We start from the raw sequence: 18669 nt of genomic DNA on the forward strand, positions 1-18669 counted from the left end.
TTGGCTACTCATTTTCAAAGACTATGGATTCTTCTGTAGTAATAGCTGCTTTAGATAATGCATATAAAATCCAGAAGCCAACTGAATCGCTTATTTTCCACTCTGATCTTGGAGTTCAATACACAAGTACAGAGTTTATTAATAGACTAAAAAAATATGGAATGAAAGCCTCAAATAGTAGAAAAGCATGCCCCTATGATAATGCTTGTATCGAGTCTTTTCATTCCATTTTAAAGAAAGAACAAGTTAACAATGTTCAATATTATGATTATGAAAGTGCGAAATTAGACTTATTTATTTTTATTGAATCATGGTATAACCGTAAAAGAATCCATAGTTCTATTGACTACATAACCCCACAAATGAAAGAAGATCTTTTTAGAATGACAATTTGAGAATTAAAATGTGTCCAAAATATTGACCTAAGTCCACATTATGTTTAATAAGAGGTTATGAGTGTGGTTAAAAAGGAAATTTTAGCAGAAAAATAAATATCGTATATAATAAAAAACAAGAGGAAGAAAATAATAAATCTATAAAAAAGAGCTGCGCACTAAATATTAGTGCTACAGCCCTCTTCTATTCTTTCTTAAGTCGCCCAATAAGAAACATAATATTCATTCCCATACTAGTCCACTTAGATTCATATTCAGTTACTATGTTTTCTTTAAAATCAGATTTGTGTAAATCGTAGGTTAAGTATTCTATCTCAAAACCAGCTTCCTTAAAGTATTCTTGAGACTCATCAAATAGTTCTTTATCATCCGTTTTAAACCAAATCTCAGAATCTTTCTTTAAAAACTTCTTATATTCGTCAAGAAATTTTGTATGTGTAAGTCTTCTCTTTTTATGTCTATCTTTTGGCCAAGGATTGCAGAAGTTTATAAAAATCTTCGATACCTCATCCTCACTAAATATTTCACTAATAAAGCTAATATTAAGTGGAACTATTCTTATATTTTCAACTTCAGCATCATTAGCCTTATTTAAAACATAAATTAAAACCTCATCCTTAAGATCAACTGCTATATAATTAATGTCTGGATTATTTTTAGCTTTAGTTACTGCAAAATCTCCTCTTCCACAGCCTAATTCTAAAAATATATCATTATTATTTTTAAAATCCTCTTTCCAAATTCCTTTTAATTCTCTTGGGTTAGTAACTACCTTTGAATCCTTCTCAAGCTCTGGTCTAACCCACCATTTTTTCCTTAGTCTCATGATTCCTCCTATAAAAATACAATAAACTCTATTAGTTTATTTAATAAGCTAAATATATACTCACTTGGTACGGTCAAAATTCTCCATGCAAAAAATACCACCCCAATAAAGATTAGTTGTTGGTATTTATAAAGATTATATCCTATCTTACCAAAAACCTTAGGAAATAAATCTCCCAAAATACTAAATCCGTCAAAACCTGGTACTGGTAATAGATTAAATAAAAATAAAATCACGTTAATACTAACTACATTTACTAGTATCATTCCTATAATTGATATCATAGTTCCATAAGCCTCATAAGTAAATTTGAAATAGAAACCTGAAATTATTGAAAAAACTATGGCTGTAAAAAGGTTAGCTAAAGGTCCAGCTATTGATACCTTTAAATCATCCATATAGTAGTTTTTAAAAGCACCTCTATTAACCCTAATAGGTTTTGCCCATCCAAATCCAGCTATTAGGATTAATATAAATCCAATAGGGTCTATATGTACAAGTGGATTTAGAGTTAGCCTTCCTTGAAATCTAGCCGTTTTATCGCCTAATTTATCTGCAACTATTCCATGAGCATATTCATGAAAAGTAAAAGCTACTAATATAGCTGGAATACTTAAAATCTTATATAAAATCTCTTCCCTCATCTTGACCTCCTTCATAATATTCACATTATAACATAAATTTAGTAATCTTCAATAAAATAGACAGGTAAATCCTGTCTATTTATTAAACTCTGTTTTTATTAACTTTCCTTGAGATACAGATGCTACACCCGTATCATACATAAATAAAAATTTCCCCTTGTAGCTTGTCTCTTTAGAAGTGGTTAAATTACTCACTACACCATTTAAGTTATCATTAACTAATATTTCGCTTTTTCTATTAACATGAATATCCTTTTTATCAGTAGGCTCCTTTAATGTCATGCTTTTCCATTTATTAGTATCTTCCTTTAATAGCCCATAAGTTATTTTAGATATCTTATCTCCACTTATTGAACCAACATAAACAATATCTTCGCTATCTATATTTAACAACGTAACTTTATCGTTAAAGGCTAGCTTCTTTTTAGGCGCCGTAGAATATATACTTCCACTTATACTATCTTCATAAACCAAACTATCTTCATGAGGAATAACATCCATATTACTTACTGCCGAACTCATAAGATTAGGTTGTGTAATCTTATGATTAATATCTATTCTATAAATAGAGCTTTTAACCCCTTTTTCATTTACTTTTATGTAAGTAACATTAGTCAATATTGCTGCCTTTATTTTATCAACCTTTGCACTTTCTGCAACGTTATCAAGCTCTTCCATTTTACCCTTTTCTTTTTTATTAGCATCGTAATAATATATTGTAAGATTACTTTTTGAGCTTGATTGTTTTTTCTTTTCTACTAAAAGCATTCTATTTCTATCAGATAGCCATTCGTAATTAGATACCTCAGAATCAGCTTCATTTTCTATCTTTATAGCTTCCCCTGTTTTAGTACTTATTAAATTTACTTGTCCATTTTCAAGATAAGATATAAACTTCCCATCAAAACTTACTCTTAGATCTTTGCCCTCAGGTAAAGTTATTTCAATATCTTTATTTTTAGGTTCTTCCTCAACTTTTACAGCCTTAAAAGTAGTAGTATTAACAAAAATCTTTTTATCTAAATAAAGCAGTCCTAAGGATTGGATTGTTAAAGAAATAGCTATCCAAATAGCTATTCGTTTTAATAGCTTCATTAATTTCTCCCCTTCTTATTTAACTATAAACGCTGTTGGAATACTTCTTTCTCCCAAACTATCTGAAGGCGTATTAATAACTTCCCCTTCATAATACATAGTGGTTGATTTCCCTCCATCAAGATTTGCTGCGTTTATAGCTCCATATTCTATCATTAAATCTTGAGCTTCTCTCAAAGTAGCTCCTACACTTCCAAACAATTGTCTTCCGTCAATTACCAAAAGCATTATAGAACCATCACTTCTTTGCCCAATTACTGTTCTAGGAGCTATTCCCCATCCACCATCACCACTTCTAATAGTAGGTTTTCCATTTACCACTAATGTAGGACCAAATGTTACTGCCTCTTTAGCTCCCAGTTCATTTAGTTCATTTATTGAGTATTTTCCTATAATAAGTCTACCATCCTTATTTATAGCTATCATATCGATTTTTTGATTTTCATCTGCGCCTTTGAAAACTATGTTACCTTCATTAAGTATTACACCTTCTGGTTGTCCACCTGTGCCTGTCCACTTAGCAGTAGAATTTCCATCAGTAAATCCTCCCGCGTTAATACCTGCAATCGCATCATTATTTTCAATAATTTGGGATAGAGTTTGTCCCTCTCTACCTAACTTAGAGCTATATCCAACTTTTACTCTTGTTGGATCTTTCACTATTAGAAGGTACCCCTTAAACTTATCTCCACCATCTATATTATATCTTTCTATTGTTTCATCATGGGTCTTAGGTATTTTTACTTCTTTTGATTCTACATCTTGAGATATTTCTTCGTAATTATTATTTTCTGCTAAAATTTTATTTATTTTCTCTTCACTTAAAAACCAAGTAGCTAAAAACTGACTTTTGTAAGATGTCATAGCTGCACCTACAAAACCTTTTCTTACGTTTTCAAAAGGTCCATAATATAAATAAAATGGTCCAACTATAGCAGTAAATACAATTTCAAATAAAATAAAAGCAAATACTCTTTTCAAAGATATTTTTTTCCTTCTTTTCTTCTTCCTAGCTTTTGCTTTCGATTTATTTTTGTTCATGTATTCAAATCCTTTCTTTCAATTAATTAAGCAAGTAAATGAGTTTACCTGCTTAATTATATAATTTATGTATTACTATTTCAATAAATTTAAAATTAATTAATAATATTTTAATGGAAAATATAGTTATATAACCCTATAAATCTTTAAAATTCTTCCATTTCATCCATTATCTCATGATTTGTTTACTATTAATCACTTAAATTAGCTTTTTCTTCTTCATCCTCATTAATCTGTGTTTTTTGTCTATCATCAGGTAATGATACCTTTTCTTGTTGTTCTTTAACTTTATCGAATTGAACTTGTTTATTTTTGTATTGACTCATAACGTTTTTAAAGCTTAAGTTATTATAGTTTGAAGAATCCCACTTTTTATCATTAAAGATAAACTCTTTCATAGCATTACCATTTTGCTCTTTATCTATAAGTAGCACCCAACCTTTATCTAAAAACTCGCCACCTTCACTTAATTCATTAATAGGTATTTGAAGCTGATCGTATGTAGGTGGATTAAATTTATAAAATGTATATCCGTAATCAAAAAGTTTGGCAGGTTCAATATTAGTTTTTACACAACTTAACAGAGCATTTGCTACTGACGGATACTTTAATGGAGATATGTCTCTAGCTTTAGTTGCAATAAGTGTTAAAACATTTCTCTGCCTTTCAGTTCTTTCATAACTACCATTTCCTACCTTCCTTATTCTTGAATAAGCTAATGCTTGTTGCCCATCTAAATTTTGTAGTCCAGCTTTTTCAAGTGGTGGAGATTTATCTTCTCTGACTTCACCTATGTACTTATTAATTTCCTCAATCTCATAATCCTTTACATCTATTTCTAAGCCACCCATAGCATCAACAATATCTTCAAAACCCCAAAAATTCACTACCACATACTTATCTAACGCTACTCCAAAATTTTCTTTTATAGTTTTCATTAATAACTCAGCTCCACCTAATGCGTAGGCTGCATTTATTTTTTGATCGCTATATCCTGGTATCTTTACATAAGTATCTCTCATGATAGAAGTAAATTTAAGTTTTTGATTACTTCCATCAATAGTTGCAATAATTATGGAGTCACTTCTTGCAGCTTCATCTAATGTTCTTGCATCTGTTCCAATTAATAATATATTTGTAATTCCTTTTTCTTCATGATATTTTATTTCTTCTTTTACTTCTGGGGTAACCTCTAACTTTGGTTCTACAGGAGTATATATTTTGGTTCTCATATAAAAATAACTTCCTAAGGCTATAGAAGCTATTATAATAACTAATATAGCTATTAACAAAATAACTTTTCTCTTCTTACCCATTCTTTCTCTAATCCCCTCTATTCATAGAAATTAATCATAATATATAATTATACAGTAATATTTTCACCAAACATTTCAAAAGTATGACATTTTAATGTTATAATTGACTAAAAAATGTTTTAAGGAGCACTGTATGTTAAAAGATGAAATTTTATTAACTTTATCTTCTAATCCTAAAGAATTTACATCTGGAGAGGATATAAGTGATAAGCTTGGAATCTCTCGAGCTGCTGTATGGAAATATATAAAAACCTTACGTGAAGAAGGATATGTAATAGAGTCTTATTCACGTAAGGGTTATAAATTAATCTCATCCCCTAATATTTTTTCTGTTGAGGGTTTAAAATCTTCATTAGTTAATAATTCTTTAATCAAAGAGATTTTGCATTATAATACTATAGATTCTACTAATTATTTTTGTAAAAATAGTTCTGATACTCTTAAAGATGGTACCTTGGTATTGGCTGAAACTCAAACTCAAGGAAGAGGTAGATTTAACAGGCCCTGGTTTTCACCTAAGGGTACTGGTATATTCTGCTCTATTTTTCTTAAACCTAAATTGTCGCCTTATGATATTTCTAAAATAACTTCAATAATCTGTGCCTCAATAGCTAAAACTTTAATTGATATGAATATCCCTATATCAGTTAAATGGCCTAATGATATATACTTAGATGGTAAAAAGCTAGGTGGAATTCTTACAGAAATGAAGTGTGATATGGATGAGATTAATTACTTAATTATAGGTTTTGGATTAAATATAAATCAAAGTAAAGAAGATTTTCCTGAAGATATTGATAAAATAGCCTTATCTCTAAAAAGCTATTTTAACCATGATTTTAGCCGAGAAGATATTCTTGTATCTATTTTAAATAATTTTGAATATTTTTATAAAGCATTACTTAACAGTTCTGAAAGCAAAGAAGCTTTTCAAATAATTAAAGACAATTCTTACGTTTTAAATAAAGAAGTTATTATACTTAAAGGGAAAGAAAGCATAACAGGTAAAGTTGTAGATTTAGGTGAAAATGGTGAGCTGCTTTTAGATACAAATGGTAAGATTGAACAAATATATTCTGGAGAAGTTTCACTTAGAATAAAAATTTAAATAGGTGAAGAGGGATTTTTCCTCTTCACCTATTGTATTCCAGCTTCTTTTAAATGCTTTTTTATTATTTCCGCTGACTCTTTTAATTTTTCCTTTTCTTCTGGATTTAAGGAAACTTCTAATATCTTTTTAGCTCCTTCTCTATCCACAATTGTAGGTATAGCTAAATAAACATCTTCTAGTCCATATTCTCCATTTAATAGAGAACTTACTGTTAAAATTGAGTCTTCATCTCTTAAAATAGCCTCAACAATTCTCCTTATAGCTAGACCAACTGCATAGTTTGTATAACCTTTTTTATTTATTATATTGTAGGCCGCCTCTTTTACTTCTTTAGGTATGTCATTTTTAAAAGAGGAATCACATCTTTTACACATCTTTTCACAATATTCATCGGCTGATATTCCAGCTATATTAGTTAAACTCCAAGCAGCTATTTCTGAATCGCCGTGTTCTCCTATTATATAGGTATGGATATTTCTAGCATCTATTTCAAAATGTTCACTAAGCATATATTTAAATCTAGAAGTATCTAACACAGTTCCAGATCCTATTACCCTATTGGCTGGCAATCCCGATATCTTGTAGGCAATATAGGTTAATATATCCACAGGATTCGATACAATTAACAATATACCATTAGGGCTATATTTCACTACTTCTGGTATTATGCTCTTAAATATAGGAATGTTTTTATTTATAATATCTAATCTTGTTTCTCCAGGTTTTTGTCCTACTCCAGCCGTAACTATTACTATATCTGAATCTTCAGTGTCTTTATATTCACCTGCTCTAACATCAACAGCTTTAACAAATGCAGCTCCGTGAGATAAGTCCATAGCCTCTGCTAAAGCTTTTTCTTTATTTATATCAACTATAATTATTTCTGATGCAAGCCCTTCTAGCATTAATGCATAAGCAGTAGTAGAACCTACAAATCCTGCACCTATAATTGAGATTTTGTTTCCTTTTTCCTTAATCATAATCTAAACCTCCTAGTTTAGTTGTTGTTATTTAATAATAACTATTATCCTCACTTTCATTATATTACTAATGATAACAACTTTCAATAACATTGTTAATTTTTTCATTAATTATTTATTTATAATTCGACAAACTAAATATAATATGATTTAAATTTTTTAACAAAATTTTAAAAATTAGCTCTTATATTTTGTCTTAATATGATATATAATTTATCAAGTGTGTCTTAACCATAAGATATGCGAGGATGAATTACTTTATACATTTGGAGGTGATTCCATGGAAATTAATACAATAGGAGTTCCTATTTTTTACGGTTGCGATATTGAAGGCGTAAATTTAGGGCCTAATACATTAAGAGAAAATGGATTATTAAAAATATTAAAGAAAAGCAACAATATAGTTTTTGATTTAGGAAACATATATGTTCCTGAGTTATTAGTTGAAGATAAATTTAAAGAACATGAAAACATGAAATATTTATCTGCTATTGTTGAGACAAATAGAAATTTAGCCCATGCGGTATATGCTTCATTGTCTTCTAACTCCTTCCCATTTGTAATTGGTGGAGATCATTCTTTAGGACTTGGAAGCTTAAGTGGTGCATCTAGATATTTTAAGGATGATTTAGGTGTTATTTGGGTAGATGCTCATGGAGATATAAATACTTATCTAACTACACCTTCTGGAAATGTTCATGGAATGCCTTTATCAGCAGCAATGGGATTAGGTCATGCCGTATTAAGAGACCTGTATTTTAGAGGAAGAAAAATAGATCCTAAAAAAGTATTTATAATTTGTGCTCGTGATTTAGATCAAGGAGAACTAGATTTAATTACAGAATTAAATATAAATGTCTGGACTACAAAAGATATAAATTCGATAGGCGTTACAGCATTTTTAGAGGATTTTAATAATAGATTGTCAAACATCAATATTAATAATCTTCATTTAAGCTTTGATATAGATTCACTAGACTCGTCATTAGTACCAGGTACAGGAACACCAGTACATGATGGTATGAATATAAAAGACATAAAAAATATTTTAACAGGAGTTTTCTCAACTTCTAAGGTTAGGTCTATGGACTTTGTAGAATTTAATCCTTTATTAGACAAAGAATCTGTAACTTTAAACAATTGTCTTGAAATTCTTGAACATGTATCAGCCTTGATTAAATAAGTCTTGCTTATAAGCAGGACTTTTTTTATTAAAATCCTTTATTATTTAACTGATTTATATTATCATATAGTTATGTAATTTTTAGGAGGACAAATTATGAAATTACTTTTTTTTGATACTGAAACAACTAGTATAAAGCCAGGACATATTTGTCAATTAAGCTATATAGTAGTTAATTCAAACGAAAAACCACAAAAAACTTACGGAAGAAATTATTTTTTTACAGTAGATGAAATGGATCCATCAGCTCAAGAAGTTCATGGATTTTCTTTAGAAAAGTTATATGAATTAAGTGAAGGTAATTATTTTGAAGATAGTTTTGAAAATTTTATAGATGATTTTATACAAGCTGATTTTATAATTGGTCATAATGTATCTTTTGATTTAAAATTTTTAAACAGTGAACTACTATACATATTAGGGGAAGATTTTAAAGCTAAAAATACTTTCTGTACCATGAATTATTACAAAAATGTATTAAAACTCTATAGACCAAGCGGCGACTTTAAAAACCCTAAACTTCAAGAGGTAGTTGATTATCTATCTATAACAAAGGATAAAATCACAGAAACTGCTGACAAACTATTTGAAGGAAGTGGAAACTATCATGACGCAAGATTTGATACCGCTGCTACCTATCTTATAGTTGTTGAAGGTATTAAAAAGGGATTAATTGCTCCTGGATACTTTTCTTCACAAGTGAAATAAATAAAAAACAAGAGATTTACAGATATATTACTTAAATATACCAGTAAATCTCTTTTTATTTCCTCACTTCTATTCTGCAGAAGCGTTTCTCAACTTCATAAATCCATAAATTATTTATCATAATCATAACTATTTGAAAGATCAATTCTTTCTTTTGCAGTAGGATGATCAAATCTTAATATCTTATACCATTCATCAACGTTATATGGCGATAGATTTGTTTCCATAAATCTTAATTCCAAAATTCCATTAGTTAAATTATCATTTGTAGCTTCAATTGCAAATTTATCTGCTTCAATCTCTATTTTCCTCGAATAATATAAGGATATCGGTGAAGTAACCATGCTTATTATAGTTGAGTAAAGTAATACATATCCTAACCCATAAGGCCCCTTTAAAGCTCTTCTAGACTTTCTATTAATCATCAAAAGCAATATTATAGACGAACCATATGTAATCATGCTTAACACAGCTTCTAACACCATACCTTTAGGTATATGATTTAATTTATAGTGGCCTATCTCATGAGCTACTACAGATAATATCTCATCCTCATTTAAACTTTGTAAGGTAGTATCCCATATAACTATTCTCTTAGTAGAAAATATTCCTGTCATGTAAGCATTTAAAGCTGATGTTTCATCACTTTTTTTGATTTCATATACCTTTAGATTTTTAATCCCATTTTTTTCAGCTAAATTAATGATTTTAGTTTCAAGCGCTTTATCGCTAACAGGCTTTATATCATTTATTAAAGGATCAATAACAACAGGATATATAAATACTCCAAAAATCATTATGAGTGCATATAAAACTCCAAGCGAAAGTATCCATCTTTTTATATTTTTTATTATATAAAATGAAAGACCTAAAAACAGAGAAAATATAACTAAATTTAGAATCTCTCCTTTTAATAAGTCTAGAATCCAATCAATAAATCCATAATTAAGCAGTCCTACAAGCTTTAATCTATAAAAAGACGAAAAAAATGCTATAGGGAACAAGATAACAAAATTTATAATAGTATATGCTATTCCCATGATAACTCCCTGAGAAAAGTTATTTTTAATTTTTTTATTAAATAATTCCTCAGCATATTCTAAAAGAGATGATTTTAATATAAATATTGGTATTAAAATAGCTAATATTGTTCTTATAACAAAATAATTTTTAGAAAAGATATAGTTAGTTTTAACTATTGATGTTTCCTCCGGAACTATTATCTTGTTATTTTCTATTTTAACCTCAATTTTGCTTTTTTCTCCTAGAGATTCTTTATTTTTATATTCTATAAATAAAGTTACTCCAGCAGTAATAAAAAATACTATTGTAACAAATACTAATAACTGTGAAAGAACTTTCTTCAATTCGTCAACCCCTTTTAATCTTTATACATATAATAATATTTTTACTATAGCAAAATATTCTTTCATTGTGAAATATTAAGTAAAAATATTATGTAGTGGCAAATATTACCTTGATATTATTATACTATATGGTATAATATACTCACAGGTAATAATAATTATTATTATTTAACAATGGAGGTAATTACTATGAAAAGTTATATTTGTGATGTTTGTGGATATGTATATGATCCAGCAATAGGCGACGAGGACAATGGAATAGCTCCAGGAACTTCTTTTGAAGATATTCCAGAAGATTGGGTATGCCCACTTTGCGGAGTAGGTAAAGATGAATTCTCTGTAGTAGAATAGAAAAAACATCAGCCTCAGCTGATGTTTTTTATTTTTTGACTAAATCTATTAAAATTTTCTCTAGTTCTTTAGCTTTAGCCTTATCCATGGCAGGCATTCCTTCTAACTTATATTCCATGTTTAATATTTCATATTTGTTAGTTCCTAATAGGTGATATGGTAAAAGTTCTATTTTTTCTACATTTTTTAACTCTTTAATAAAATCTGCTAAGTTTTGCATATCTTCAACTGTGTCCGTAACTCCAGGCATAACCACATGACGTATCCACATCTTAACATTCATTTCTTGAGCAATTTCTAAAAATTTCAAACTTTCCCTAACTTCTCGTCCTGTTATTTCACTATATTCCTTAGGATTATAATGCTTAACATCAAAAAGAATCAAATCTACATATCTTAATATTTCTTCGTATCTACCTGCACCTACTCCAGCTGTATCAATGGTTGTATGTATCCCTCTTTCTCTACACAACTTCAGAACTTCAATTAAAAAGTCTGGTTGAAGTAGTGGTTCTCCTCCTGAAAAAGTCACTCCTCCACCTGAGTTTTTAAAATATGTCTTATATCTATCAATTTTATCAACAAGCTCTACAGGAGTTATACTTTCCCCTCCTGAAATAGCCCAAGTATCTGGATTATGACAGAATGTACATCTTAATGCACATCCTTGAAAAAATACAACAACTCTTATTCCAGGCCCATCTACAAGCCCCATAGTTTCTATAGAATGTATGTTGCCTTTTATCATAAATACACTCCTCCTAAATTTATAAGGAAGCTAGTAAACTAGCTTCCCTAAATCTTATAAACTTTCGTGGAAAGTTCTGCTTATAACTTCCATTTGTTGATTTTTTGTTAATCTATTAAAGTTAACAGCATAACCTGATACTCTTATTGTTAAAGTAGGGTACTTTTCTGGATTTTCCATCGCATCCATTAAAGTTGCTCTATTTAATACATTAACATTTAAGTGATGAGCTCCTTGAGTAAAGTATCCATCAAGAACTCCAACTAAGTTAGTTACTTGTTGTTCATCTTCTTTTCCTAAAGCTTGAGGTACTATAGAGAAAGTATTAGATACTCCATCTTCACAAACTTCATTGTAAGGTATTTTAGCTACTGAGTTTAATGAAGCTAAAGCTCCGTTAATATCTCTTCCATGCATTGGGTTGGCACCTGGAGCAAATGCTTCTCCAGCTTTTCTTCCATCTGGTGTAGCTCCTGTTTTCTTACCATAAACAACGTTTGAAGTTATAGTTAAAACAGATAGTGTATGTTTAGCATCTCTATATAAAGGATGTTTCTTTAATTCTTTAGAGAATTTATTAACTAATTCTACAGCTATATCATCAACTCTAGCATCATCATTTCCGTATTTAGGGAATTCTCCTTCTATTTCAAAGTCAACAGCTATTCCATTTTCTCTTATAGGCTTAACTTTTGCGTACTTTATAGCACTTAAAGAGTCAGCAACTACTGAAAGTCCAGCTATACCAAATGCCATTAATCTACCTACTTCTGTATCATGAAGAGCCATTTGACCTGCTTCATAAGCATACTTATCATGCATGCAGTGAATTATATTCATTGTATCAACATATAGCTTCGCTACATAGTCTAATACTTTGTAGTAATTATTTTTTACTTTTTCAAAGTCAAGTACTTCATCCTCAATTTTTTCTAAACCTTGAATAACTACTGTACCTTTCTTTTCATCTACTCCACCATTTATAGTGTAAAGTAAAGCTTTAGCAAGGTTACATCTAGCACCAAAGAATTGCATTTGCTTTCCTACTCTCATAGCAGACACGCAACAAGCAATTGCATAGTCGTCTCCATATACAGGTCTCATAACTTCATCATTTTCATATTGAATTGAGTCTGTTAATATTGACATTTTTGCACAGTATTTTTTGAATCCTTCTGGTAATTTATCAGACCATAATACTGTCATATTTGGTTCTGGAGCTGATCCTAAATTAGTTAAAGTATGTAGATATCTGAAAGAGTTTTTAGTAACTAATGTATTACCGTTAACTCCCATACCACCTAATGACTCAGTTACCCAAGTTGGATCTCCTGCAAATAAATCATTATATTCTGGTGTTCTTAAATGTCTTACTAATCTTAACTTAATTATAAATTGGTCAATTATTTCTTGAGCTTCTAACTCAGTAATAAGACCAGCTTTTAAATCTCTTTCGATATATACATCTAAGAATGTTGCAGTTCTTCCAAGAGACATAGCTGCTCCATTATTTTCTTTTACTGCTGAAAGATAAGCTAAGTAAACTGCTTGAACAGCTTCTTTTGCATTTGAAGCAGGTTCTGATAAATCAACACCATATTTTGCTGCCATACTCTTTATAGCACTTAGTGCTCTTATTTGTTCAGAAACTTCTTCTCTCTTTCTTATAAGCTCATCTAACATATCACCTTTAAGAGCTTTTAAGTCTTTTTTCTTTTCTTGAATTAAGAAATCAATACCGTATAAAGCAACTCTTCTATAGTCGCCTATTATTCTACCTCTACCATAAGCGTCTGGAAGACCAGTTAAAAGACCAGCACTTCTAGCCCATCTTATTTCATCAGTATAAGCATCAAAAACCCCTTGGTTATGAGTTTTTCTATATTTAGGGAAGAACTCGCTTATTTGTTCATCCATCTTAAATCCATAAGCTTCTAATGATTGTTCAACCATTCTCCAACCACCAAAAGGATTTACAATTCTTTTAAGTGGAGCATCAGTTTGAAGTCCTACTATTACTTCATTGTCTTTATCAATATATCCAGCTTCATAACTATCAATTCCTGATATTCTATCAGTAGCTACATCGATTATACCTTTCTTTATTTCTTCAACTATAAGATTACTTGATTTTTCCCAAACATTTTTAGTTTTATCAGATATACCTTCTAAGAAAGAGTCATCTCCTTCATAAGGTGTATAATTTTTTTGTATGAAGTTTCTAACGTCAATTCTCTCTTGCCATACTCCCTCACTGAAACCATTCCATTGTTTAAACATATTCATTCCTCCTGGTAAAAGATTACGCTTTTATTATAACCTATAATTATCAATTTGTTAATAGGTTTTTCCATTTGAAACAAATATTCATTTATCGTTAATAATAATTATCGTTTAATTCCAATATATGAAAATGATAAGGTTTTAATTGATAAATGTTTAACAATTTATTTTTATTTAGCTCCATATGTTTTATAATATTCTTCTATTCTACCCATAATCTCATCATCAATATATATTTTTCCTTGGATTTCTCTTTTGTAAAGATAATTTATAACTTCTTTCATTGTTACAATTGCACAAGTTTTAAATCCAAACTTTTCTCTTATCTCAACTAAAGCTGAATTATCTCCTTGTCCTCTTTCCATTCTATCTACAGAAATTATAAGTCCTTCTACAGTTACATCTCCTTGAGACTTTAATATAGGCATAGTTTCGTATATTGATGTTCCAGCAGTAGTTACATCTTCAACTATTAAAACTCTATCCCCATCGTTAAGGTTACTACCTAATAAAATCCCTTTATCTCCATGATCTTTTATCTCTTTTCTATTAGAGCAATATCTTTTATCAATCCCATATAGTTTTGATAATGATATAGAAGTAGTTACACTTAATGGTATTCCTTTATAAGCAGGTCCAAAAACTACATCGTAAGTATCTACAAAATTATCTTTTATTGCTTTTGCATAAAAATCTCCTAATCTACTTAATTGGCTACCTGTTTTATAATTCCCTGTATTTACAAAAAAAGGAGTTTTCCTTCCGCTTTTTGTTACAAAATCTCCAAAGGTTAATACTCCACATTCTATCATAAACTCTATAAACTCTTTTTTATATGCTTCCATGTTTACACTCCTATCAATATATCTATATTTTGGCAATCCCTATGATCTCATTTATATCTTTTATGCCTTCTTTAAGCAAAAACTCTTCTATTCCCTTAATTATTTCTTTACCAGCAAGTGGATTTGAGAAGTTAATAGTTCCAATCTGTATAGCTGTTGCCCCAGCCATCATAAATTCTATAGCATCCTTATAATCAGAGATACCACCAAGTCCAACTATTGGTACATTTACAGCTTTTGAAACTTCATAGACCATTCTTAAAGCTATAGGTTTAATTGCTGGTCCAGATACTCCTGCAAAAACATTGTTAAAAACTGGTTTTCTTTTATTTATATCTATAGCTAATCCTTTAAAGGTATTTACCAGTGATAGCGAATCTGCTCCAGCATTTACACAAGAATAAGCCATATCAACTATATCCTCTGCATTAGGTGAAAGCTTAACCATTAAAGGCTTATTTGTTATTTTCTTTATCTTCGAAACAACTTCTGCTGCAATACATCCTTTAATTCCAAAAGCCATTCCCCCAGATTTTACATTTGGACAGGATATATTAAGTTCTATTATATCAATATCAGTTTTGTTTAGCTTCTCACAAGCCTTTTCATAGTCTTCGATTGTTCCCCCACCAACATTAGCTAAAATATTAGTGTTATATCTTTTCATATTAGGAAGTTCAACTTCAATGAACCTATCTATTCCTGGATTTTGAAGTCCTACTGAATTCATCATCCCCATAGGAGTTTCATAAACTCTAATTCCATCATTTCCTTCCTTAGGATTTATAGTTAATCCTTTTGAAGAAATTCCACCTAATATTCCAACATCATAAAAATTATTGTACTCTTCTCCAAACCCAAAAGTTCCGGAGGCCGCTATTACTGGATTTTTAAACTCAACTCCATTTATATTAACATTTATCATATTATTAGCCCCCTTATAAATCCACAAAGTATCCATCAAAAACAGGACCATCTTTGCAAGTTCGTTTATTGCCTTCTTTAGTTTTACAAGTACATACTAAACATGCACCAACCCCACAAGCCATATGCTTTTCTAAAGAAACATATATGTTTTTACCTTTTTCCTTTGCCATATCTACAACCTTTTTCATCATAATCTCAGGTCCACAGCAAAGTACTGTATCATATTTATCTAAATCTAAAATATCTGTAACGAAACCTTTTACCCCAAACTTTCCTGTATTTGTAGCTATGTTAACTTCATTACAGTATCCTTTTAGCTCTTCTATAAGATATACTTCTTCTCTAAAACCAACATACATGTCAATAATATTTCTTGGGAAATTATTTCTTAATTCTTTAGATACTTGTAAAAATGGTGCTGTACCAATTCCTCCAGCTACCAATGCCACTCTCCCCAAATCTCTATCTGTAGTGAACCCATTTCCTAAAGGCCCTGTAACATTTATTGTTTGTCCAACTTTAAGAGCTTTATATTCTTTAGTTCCATTTCCAACTACAGCATATAAAAAGGTTGCTACACCATCTTCCCATTCACATAAAGATATTGGTCTTGGAAGTAAGGTTCCTCCTTGAAGTTTTAACATATAAAACTGTCCAGCTTTTCCTTTAACTTCTTCTTTAATTTTAAGACTAAATATTCCTGAACATATTTCTTTATTCTCTATAACTTCAACTAATTTATAATTCATAAAGCCCTCCTAGATTTTACTGCTTATTGCTTCTCTAATCTCATCTCTCATTCTAATCGCTTCCAATTTAGCGTAATATCCTACTCTTTCATTACCATTTCCTTCTTTATAAGCCAAAAGAATCTTTCTTGATGAGTTGACAACTCCCCCATTCCCATTATTTAAGTACATAGCCACATCTTCAGCCTTTCCACCTTGAGCTCCATAACCAGGTATTAAGAAAAACATATTTTTAAATCTCTCTCTTAATTCTTTTGCCTCTTCTTTATGTGTACATCCTAGTACTCCACCTATTTGTGAATACCCATACTCACCTAGATAATCATTACCTATATTACAAAGTCTATCCCCAACCTCATGATATACCTTATGCCCTTTAGTAGTATCTAAAAATTCTATATCCTCTGCTCCTGGATTAGAAGTTCTAACTAATGAAAATACTCCTTTTTTGCCCTCTTTCATGTAAGGTAGATATGGCTCTATTGAATCCATTCCCATATATGGACTTAAAGTTATAAAATCAGCTTCAAAATCCCCTTCAAAATGTGCTTTAGCATACATTTTTGCAGTAGCTGCTATATCCCCTCTTTTAATATCAGCGATAATTATTGCTTTTTTTTCTCTTAAGTATTCAAGTGTTCTTTTATAAGCATCGAGCCCTTTTAGTCCTAAGGCTTCGTAGTAAGCTATCTGAACTTTATAACAAGCAGCAACATCTAAGGTTTCATTTATAATCTCTTTATTAAAGTTAAATATTGCATCTGCTTCATTTTTTGATGTTTCCATTATATATTCTGGAACATATTCTATACTTGTATCTAAGCCTATACATACTACACCCTTTTCCTCTACGCTTTTATATAATCTATCAATAATATTCATATATACCCCTACCTTTTATACGATATTTTTCCACCTTTTATAGTAGTAACAACTTCGCCATAATACTCCATTCCTTCAAATGGCGTATTGTTGCTTTTAGAAGCAAACTCTTCTGCCTTAACTTTAGTCTTTTTATTTAAATCTACCAAAACTACATCTCCGTCATAACCTGGCGTAAGCTTTCCTTTTTTTATTCCTAAAATCTCTCCTGGTCTTCCAGACATAAGCTTGCTTAAGTTATTTAAGGAAAGGTTATTTTCTTTTACTAAAGTTGTATAGCTTATAGAAAATGCTGTTTCCAATCCCACCATTCCTGGTGCACCTTTTTCTTTATCCTCTTTACTATGAGGAGCGTGGTCTGTTCCAATAGCATCCACATAGCCCTTTTTTATAGCGTCTATTAAAAATTTTCTATCTTCCTCTTCTCTTATAGGTGGATTAACTCTATAGTTTGACATCTCTGTATTTAAAGCAATATGATGTGGAGTTACTTCTAAAGTTATATTACTATATCCATTTGATTTAGCTTCAATTATATATTCCATAGCCTCTTTGGTACTTACATGTGCCATGTGCAGTCTTGCACCTGTATATTTCGCTAAACTTATATCTCTCCAGGTCATCATATTTTCAGCTAGTCTCATATCTATATCTGAAAACTCATGATCTTCAGCATGAGAAATTACTACCCAATTATTTTCACGAGCTATATTCATAGCATCCATCATTGTTCTTGAACCCATAACACCTTTACCGTCATCAGAAATTGCTTTTATTAGCTTATTTCCTGAGAGCTCCTTTAGAGGCGTTAAAGTCTTTCCGTCAAAATCTTTAGTTATAGATAAACATTGATGTAAATCTATAAGCCCTATTTCCTTAGCTCTATTATTTACATACTCTAAAACCTCTAGACTTGAACATATAGGATTAGTGTTTGCCATTAAGTTTACGTAGGTAAATCCCCCTCTTAAAGCAGCTCTTGATCCTGTTTCAATATCTTCTTTATAAGTAAAACCTGGATCTCTAAAGTGAACATGCATATCTATAAAACTTGGCATTAAAGTTAATCCATTTCCCTCTAAGGTTTCACACTCTTTTTTAATATCTAATCCAATTTCTTTTATCTTTCCATTTTCTATATATAAATCTCCATAAAAATCATGGCTCTCATCTATTATATTTACATTCTTTATAAGTAAATTCATACCTTTCCCTCCA

The 18669-nt window shown here is 30.2% G+C and carries 19 protein-coding genes; 5 read left to right on the forward strand and 14 right to left on the reverse strand.

Going from position 1 to position 18669, the window contains the following annotated elements; genetic code table 11:
• On the forward strand, positions 1–395 hold a 395-nt coding region (locus tag BUA92_RS03620), incomplete at its 5' end, for an integrase core domain-containing protein (protein WP_139259293.1).
• 184 nt (positions 396–579) lie between these two features.
• Here the strand turns inward: BUA92_RS03620 and trmB are convergent.
• The 5 genes from trmB to BUA92_RS03645 form a co-directional block, all read right to left on the reverse strand.
• Positions 580–1221, reverse strand: a complete 642-nt coding sequence (trmB, locus tag BUA92_RS03625; protein ID WP_073016848.1) for a tRNA (guanosine(46)-N7)-methyltransferase TrmB — start codon at positions 1219–1221, stop codon at positions 580–582.
• 8 nt (positions 1222–1229) lie between these two features.
• The gene (locus BUA92_RS03630) at positions 1230–1865 is read right to left on the reverse strand and encodes a site-2 protease family protein (protein WP_073016849.1); all 636 of its coding nucleotides are present in this window, start codon (positions 1863–1865) and stop codon (positions 1230–1232) included.
• Between the two features lie 75 nt (positions 1866–1940).
• Positions 1941–2960, reverse strand: coding sequence for a hypothetical protein (locus BUA92_RS03635; protein ID WP_073016851.1), 1020 nt, complete (start codon positions 2958–2960; stop codon positions 1941–1943).
• A 15-nt stretch (positions 2961–2975) separates the two neighbouring features.
• Entirely contained in the window at positions 2976–4001 is a 1026-nt protein-coding gene (locus tag BUA92_RS03640) for a phosphodiester glycosidase family protein (RefSeq protein ID WP_073016853.1), read from the reverse strand.
• Between the two features lie 191 nt (positions 4002–4192).
• Positions 4193–5317, reverse strand: a complete 1125-nt coding sequence (locus tag BUA92_RS03645) for an LCP family protein (protein WP_073016855.1) — start codon at positions 5315–5317, stop codon at positions 4193–4195.
• Between the two features lie 133 nt (positions 5318–5450).
• Between BUA92_RS03645 and BUA92_RS03650 the strand changes: the two genes are divergently transcribed.
• A complete protein-coding gene (locus tag BUA92_RS03650) occupies positions 5451–6425 on the forward strand; it encodes a biotin--[acetyl-CoA-carboxylase] ligase (RefSeq protein ID WP_073016857.1) in 975 nt (324 codons plus the stop codon).
• Positions 6426–6454: 29 nt separating this feature from the next.
• Here BUA92_RS03650 and BUA92_RS03655 read toward each other — a convergent pair whose 3' ends face one another.
• Entirely contained in the window at positions 6455–7408 is a 954-nt protein-coding gene (locus tag BUA92_RS03655) for an L-lactate dehydrogenase (RefSeq protein WP_073016859.1), read from the reverse strand.
• A 280-nt stretch (positions 7409–7688) separates the two neighbouring features.
• Here BUA92_RS03655 and rocF point away from each other — a divergent pair, with 280 nt between their 5' ends.
• The gene (gene rocF / locus BUA92_RS03660; protein WP_021802361.1) at positions 7689–8591 is read left to right on the forward strand and encodes an arginase; all 903 of its coding nucleotides are present in this window, start codon (positions 7689–7691) and stop codon (positions 8589–8591) included.
• Positions 8592–8687: 96 nt separating this feature from the next.
• Positions 8688–9299, forward strand: coding sequence for a 3'-5' exonuclease (locus tag BUA92_RS03665; RefSeq protein ID WP_073016861.1), 612 nt, complete (start codon positions 8688–8690; stop codon positions 9297–9299).
• Positions 9300–9409: 110 nt separating this feature from the next.
• Here the strand turns inward: BUA92_RS03665 and BUA92_RS03670 are convergent, their stop codons facing one another.
• Positions 9410–10666 carry a M48 family metallopeptidase gene (locus BUA92_RS03670; protein WP_073016864.1) on the reverse strand — a complete coding sequence of 419 codons (1257 nt, stop codon included), beginning with the start codon at positions 10664–10666 and terminating at the stop codon, positions 9410–9412.
• Between the two features lie 189 nt (positions 10667–10855).
• Between BUA92_RS03670 and rd the strand changes: the two genes are divergently transcribed.
• Positions 10856–11017, forward strand: coding sequence for a rubredoxin (rd, locus tag BUA92_RS03675; protein ID WP_073016866.1), 162 nt, complete (start codon positions 10856–10858; stop codon positions 11015–11017).
• A 28-nt stretch (positions 11018–11045) separates the two neighbouring features.
• Here the strand turns inward: rd and pflA are convergent, their stop codons facing one another.
• The 7 genes from pflA to BUA92_RS03710 form a co-directional block, all read right to left on the reverse strand.
• Complete coding sequence (pflA, locus tag BUA92_RS03680) at positions 11046–11765, reverse strand: pyruvate formate-lyase-activating protein (RefSeq protein WP_073016868.1); 720 nt, start codon at positions 11763–11765, stop codon at positions 11046–11048.
• Between the two features lie 54 nt (positions 11766–11819).
• Entirely contained in the window at positions 11820–14045 is a 2226-nt protein-coding gene (gene pflB, locus BUA92_RS03685; RefSeq protein WP_073016871.1) for a formate C-acetyltransferase, read from the reverse strand.
• Between the two features lie 173 nt (positions 14046–14218).
• Positions 14219–14893, reverse strand: coding sequence for an orotate phosphoribosyltransferase (pyrE, locus tag BUA92_RS03690; protein WP_073016873.1), 675 nt, complete (start codon positions 14891–14893; stop codon positions 14219–14221).
• A 22-nt stretch (positions 14894–14915) separates the two neighbouring features.
• On the reverse strand, positions 14916–15818 hold the full coding sequence (locus BUA92_RS03695; RefSeq protein ID WP_073016876.1) for a dihydroorotate dehydrogenase: 903 nt from the start codon (positions 15816–15818) through the stop codon (positions 14916–14918).
• A gap of 13 nt (positions 15819–15831) precedes the next feature.
• A complete protein-coding gene (locus tag BUA92_RS03700; protein ID WP_073016878.1) occupies positions 15832–16569 on the reverse strand; it encodes a dihydroorotate dehydrogenase electron transfer subunit in 738 nt (245 codons plus the stop codon).
• Between the two features lie 9 nt (positions 16570–16578).
• Positions 16579–17451 (reverse strand): orotidine-5'-phosphate decarboxylase, encoded by an 873-nt coding sequence (gene pyrF / locus BUA92_RS03705; protein WP_073016881.1) that lies wholly within the window; start codon positions 17449–17451, stop codon positions 16579–16581.
• A gap of 8 nt (positions 17452–17459) precedes the next feature.
• A complete protein-coding gene (locus tag BUA92_RS03710) occupies positions 17460–18656 on the reverse strand; it encodes a dihydroorotase (RefSeq protein WP_073016883.1) in 1197 nt (398 codons plus the stop codon).
• Positions 18657–18669: the final 13 nt, after the last annotated feature.

It is taken from the genome of Clostridium intestinale DSM 6191, assembly GCF_900130055.1.
Lineage (GTDB): Bacteria > Bacillota > Clostridia > Clostridiales > Clostridiaceae > Clostridium_T > Clostridium_T intestinale.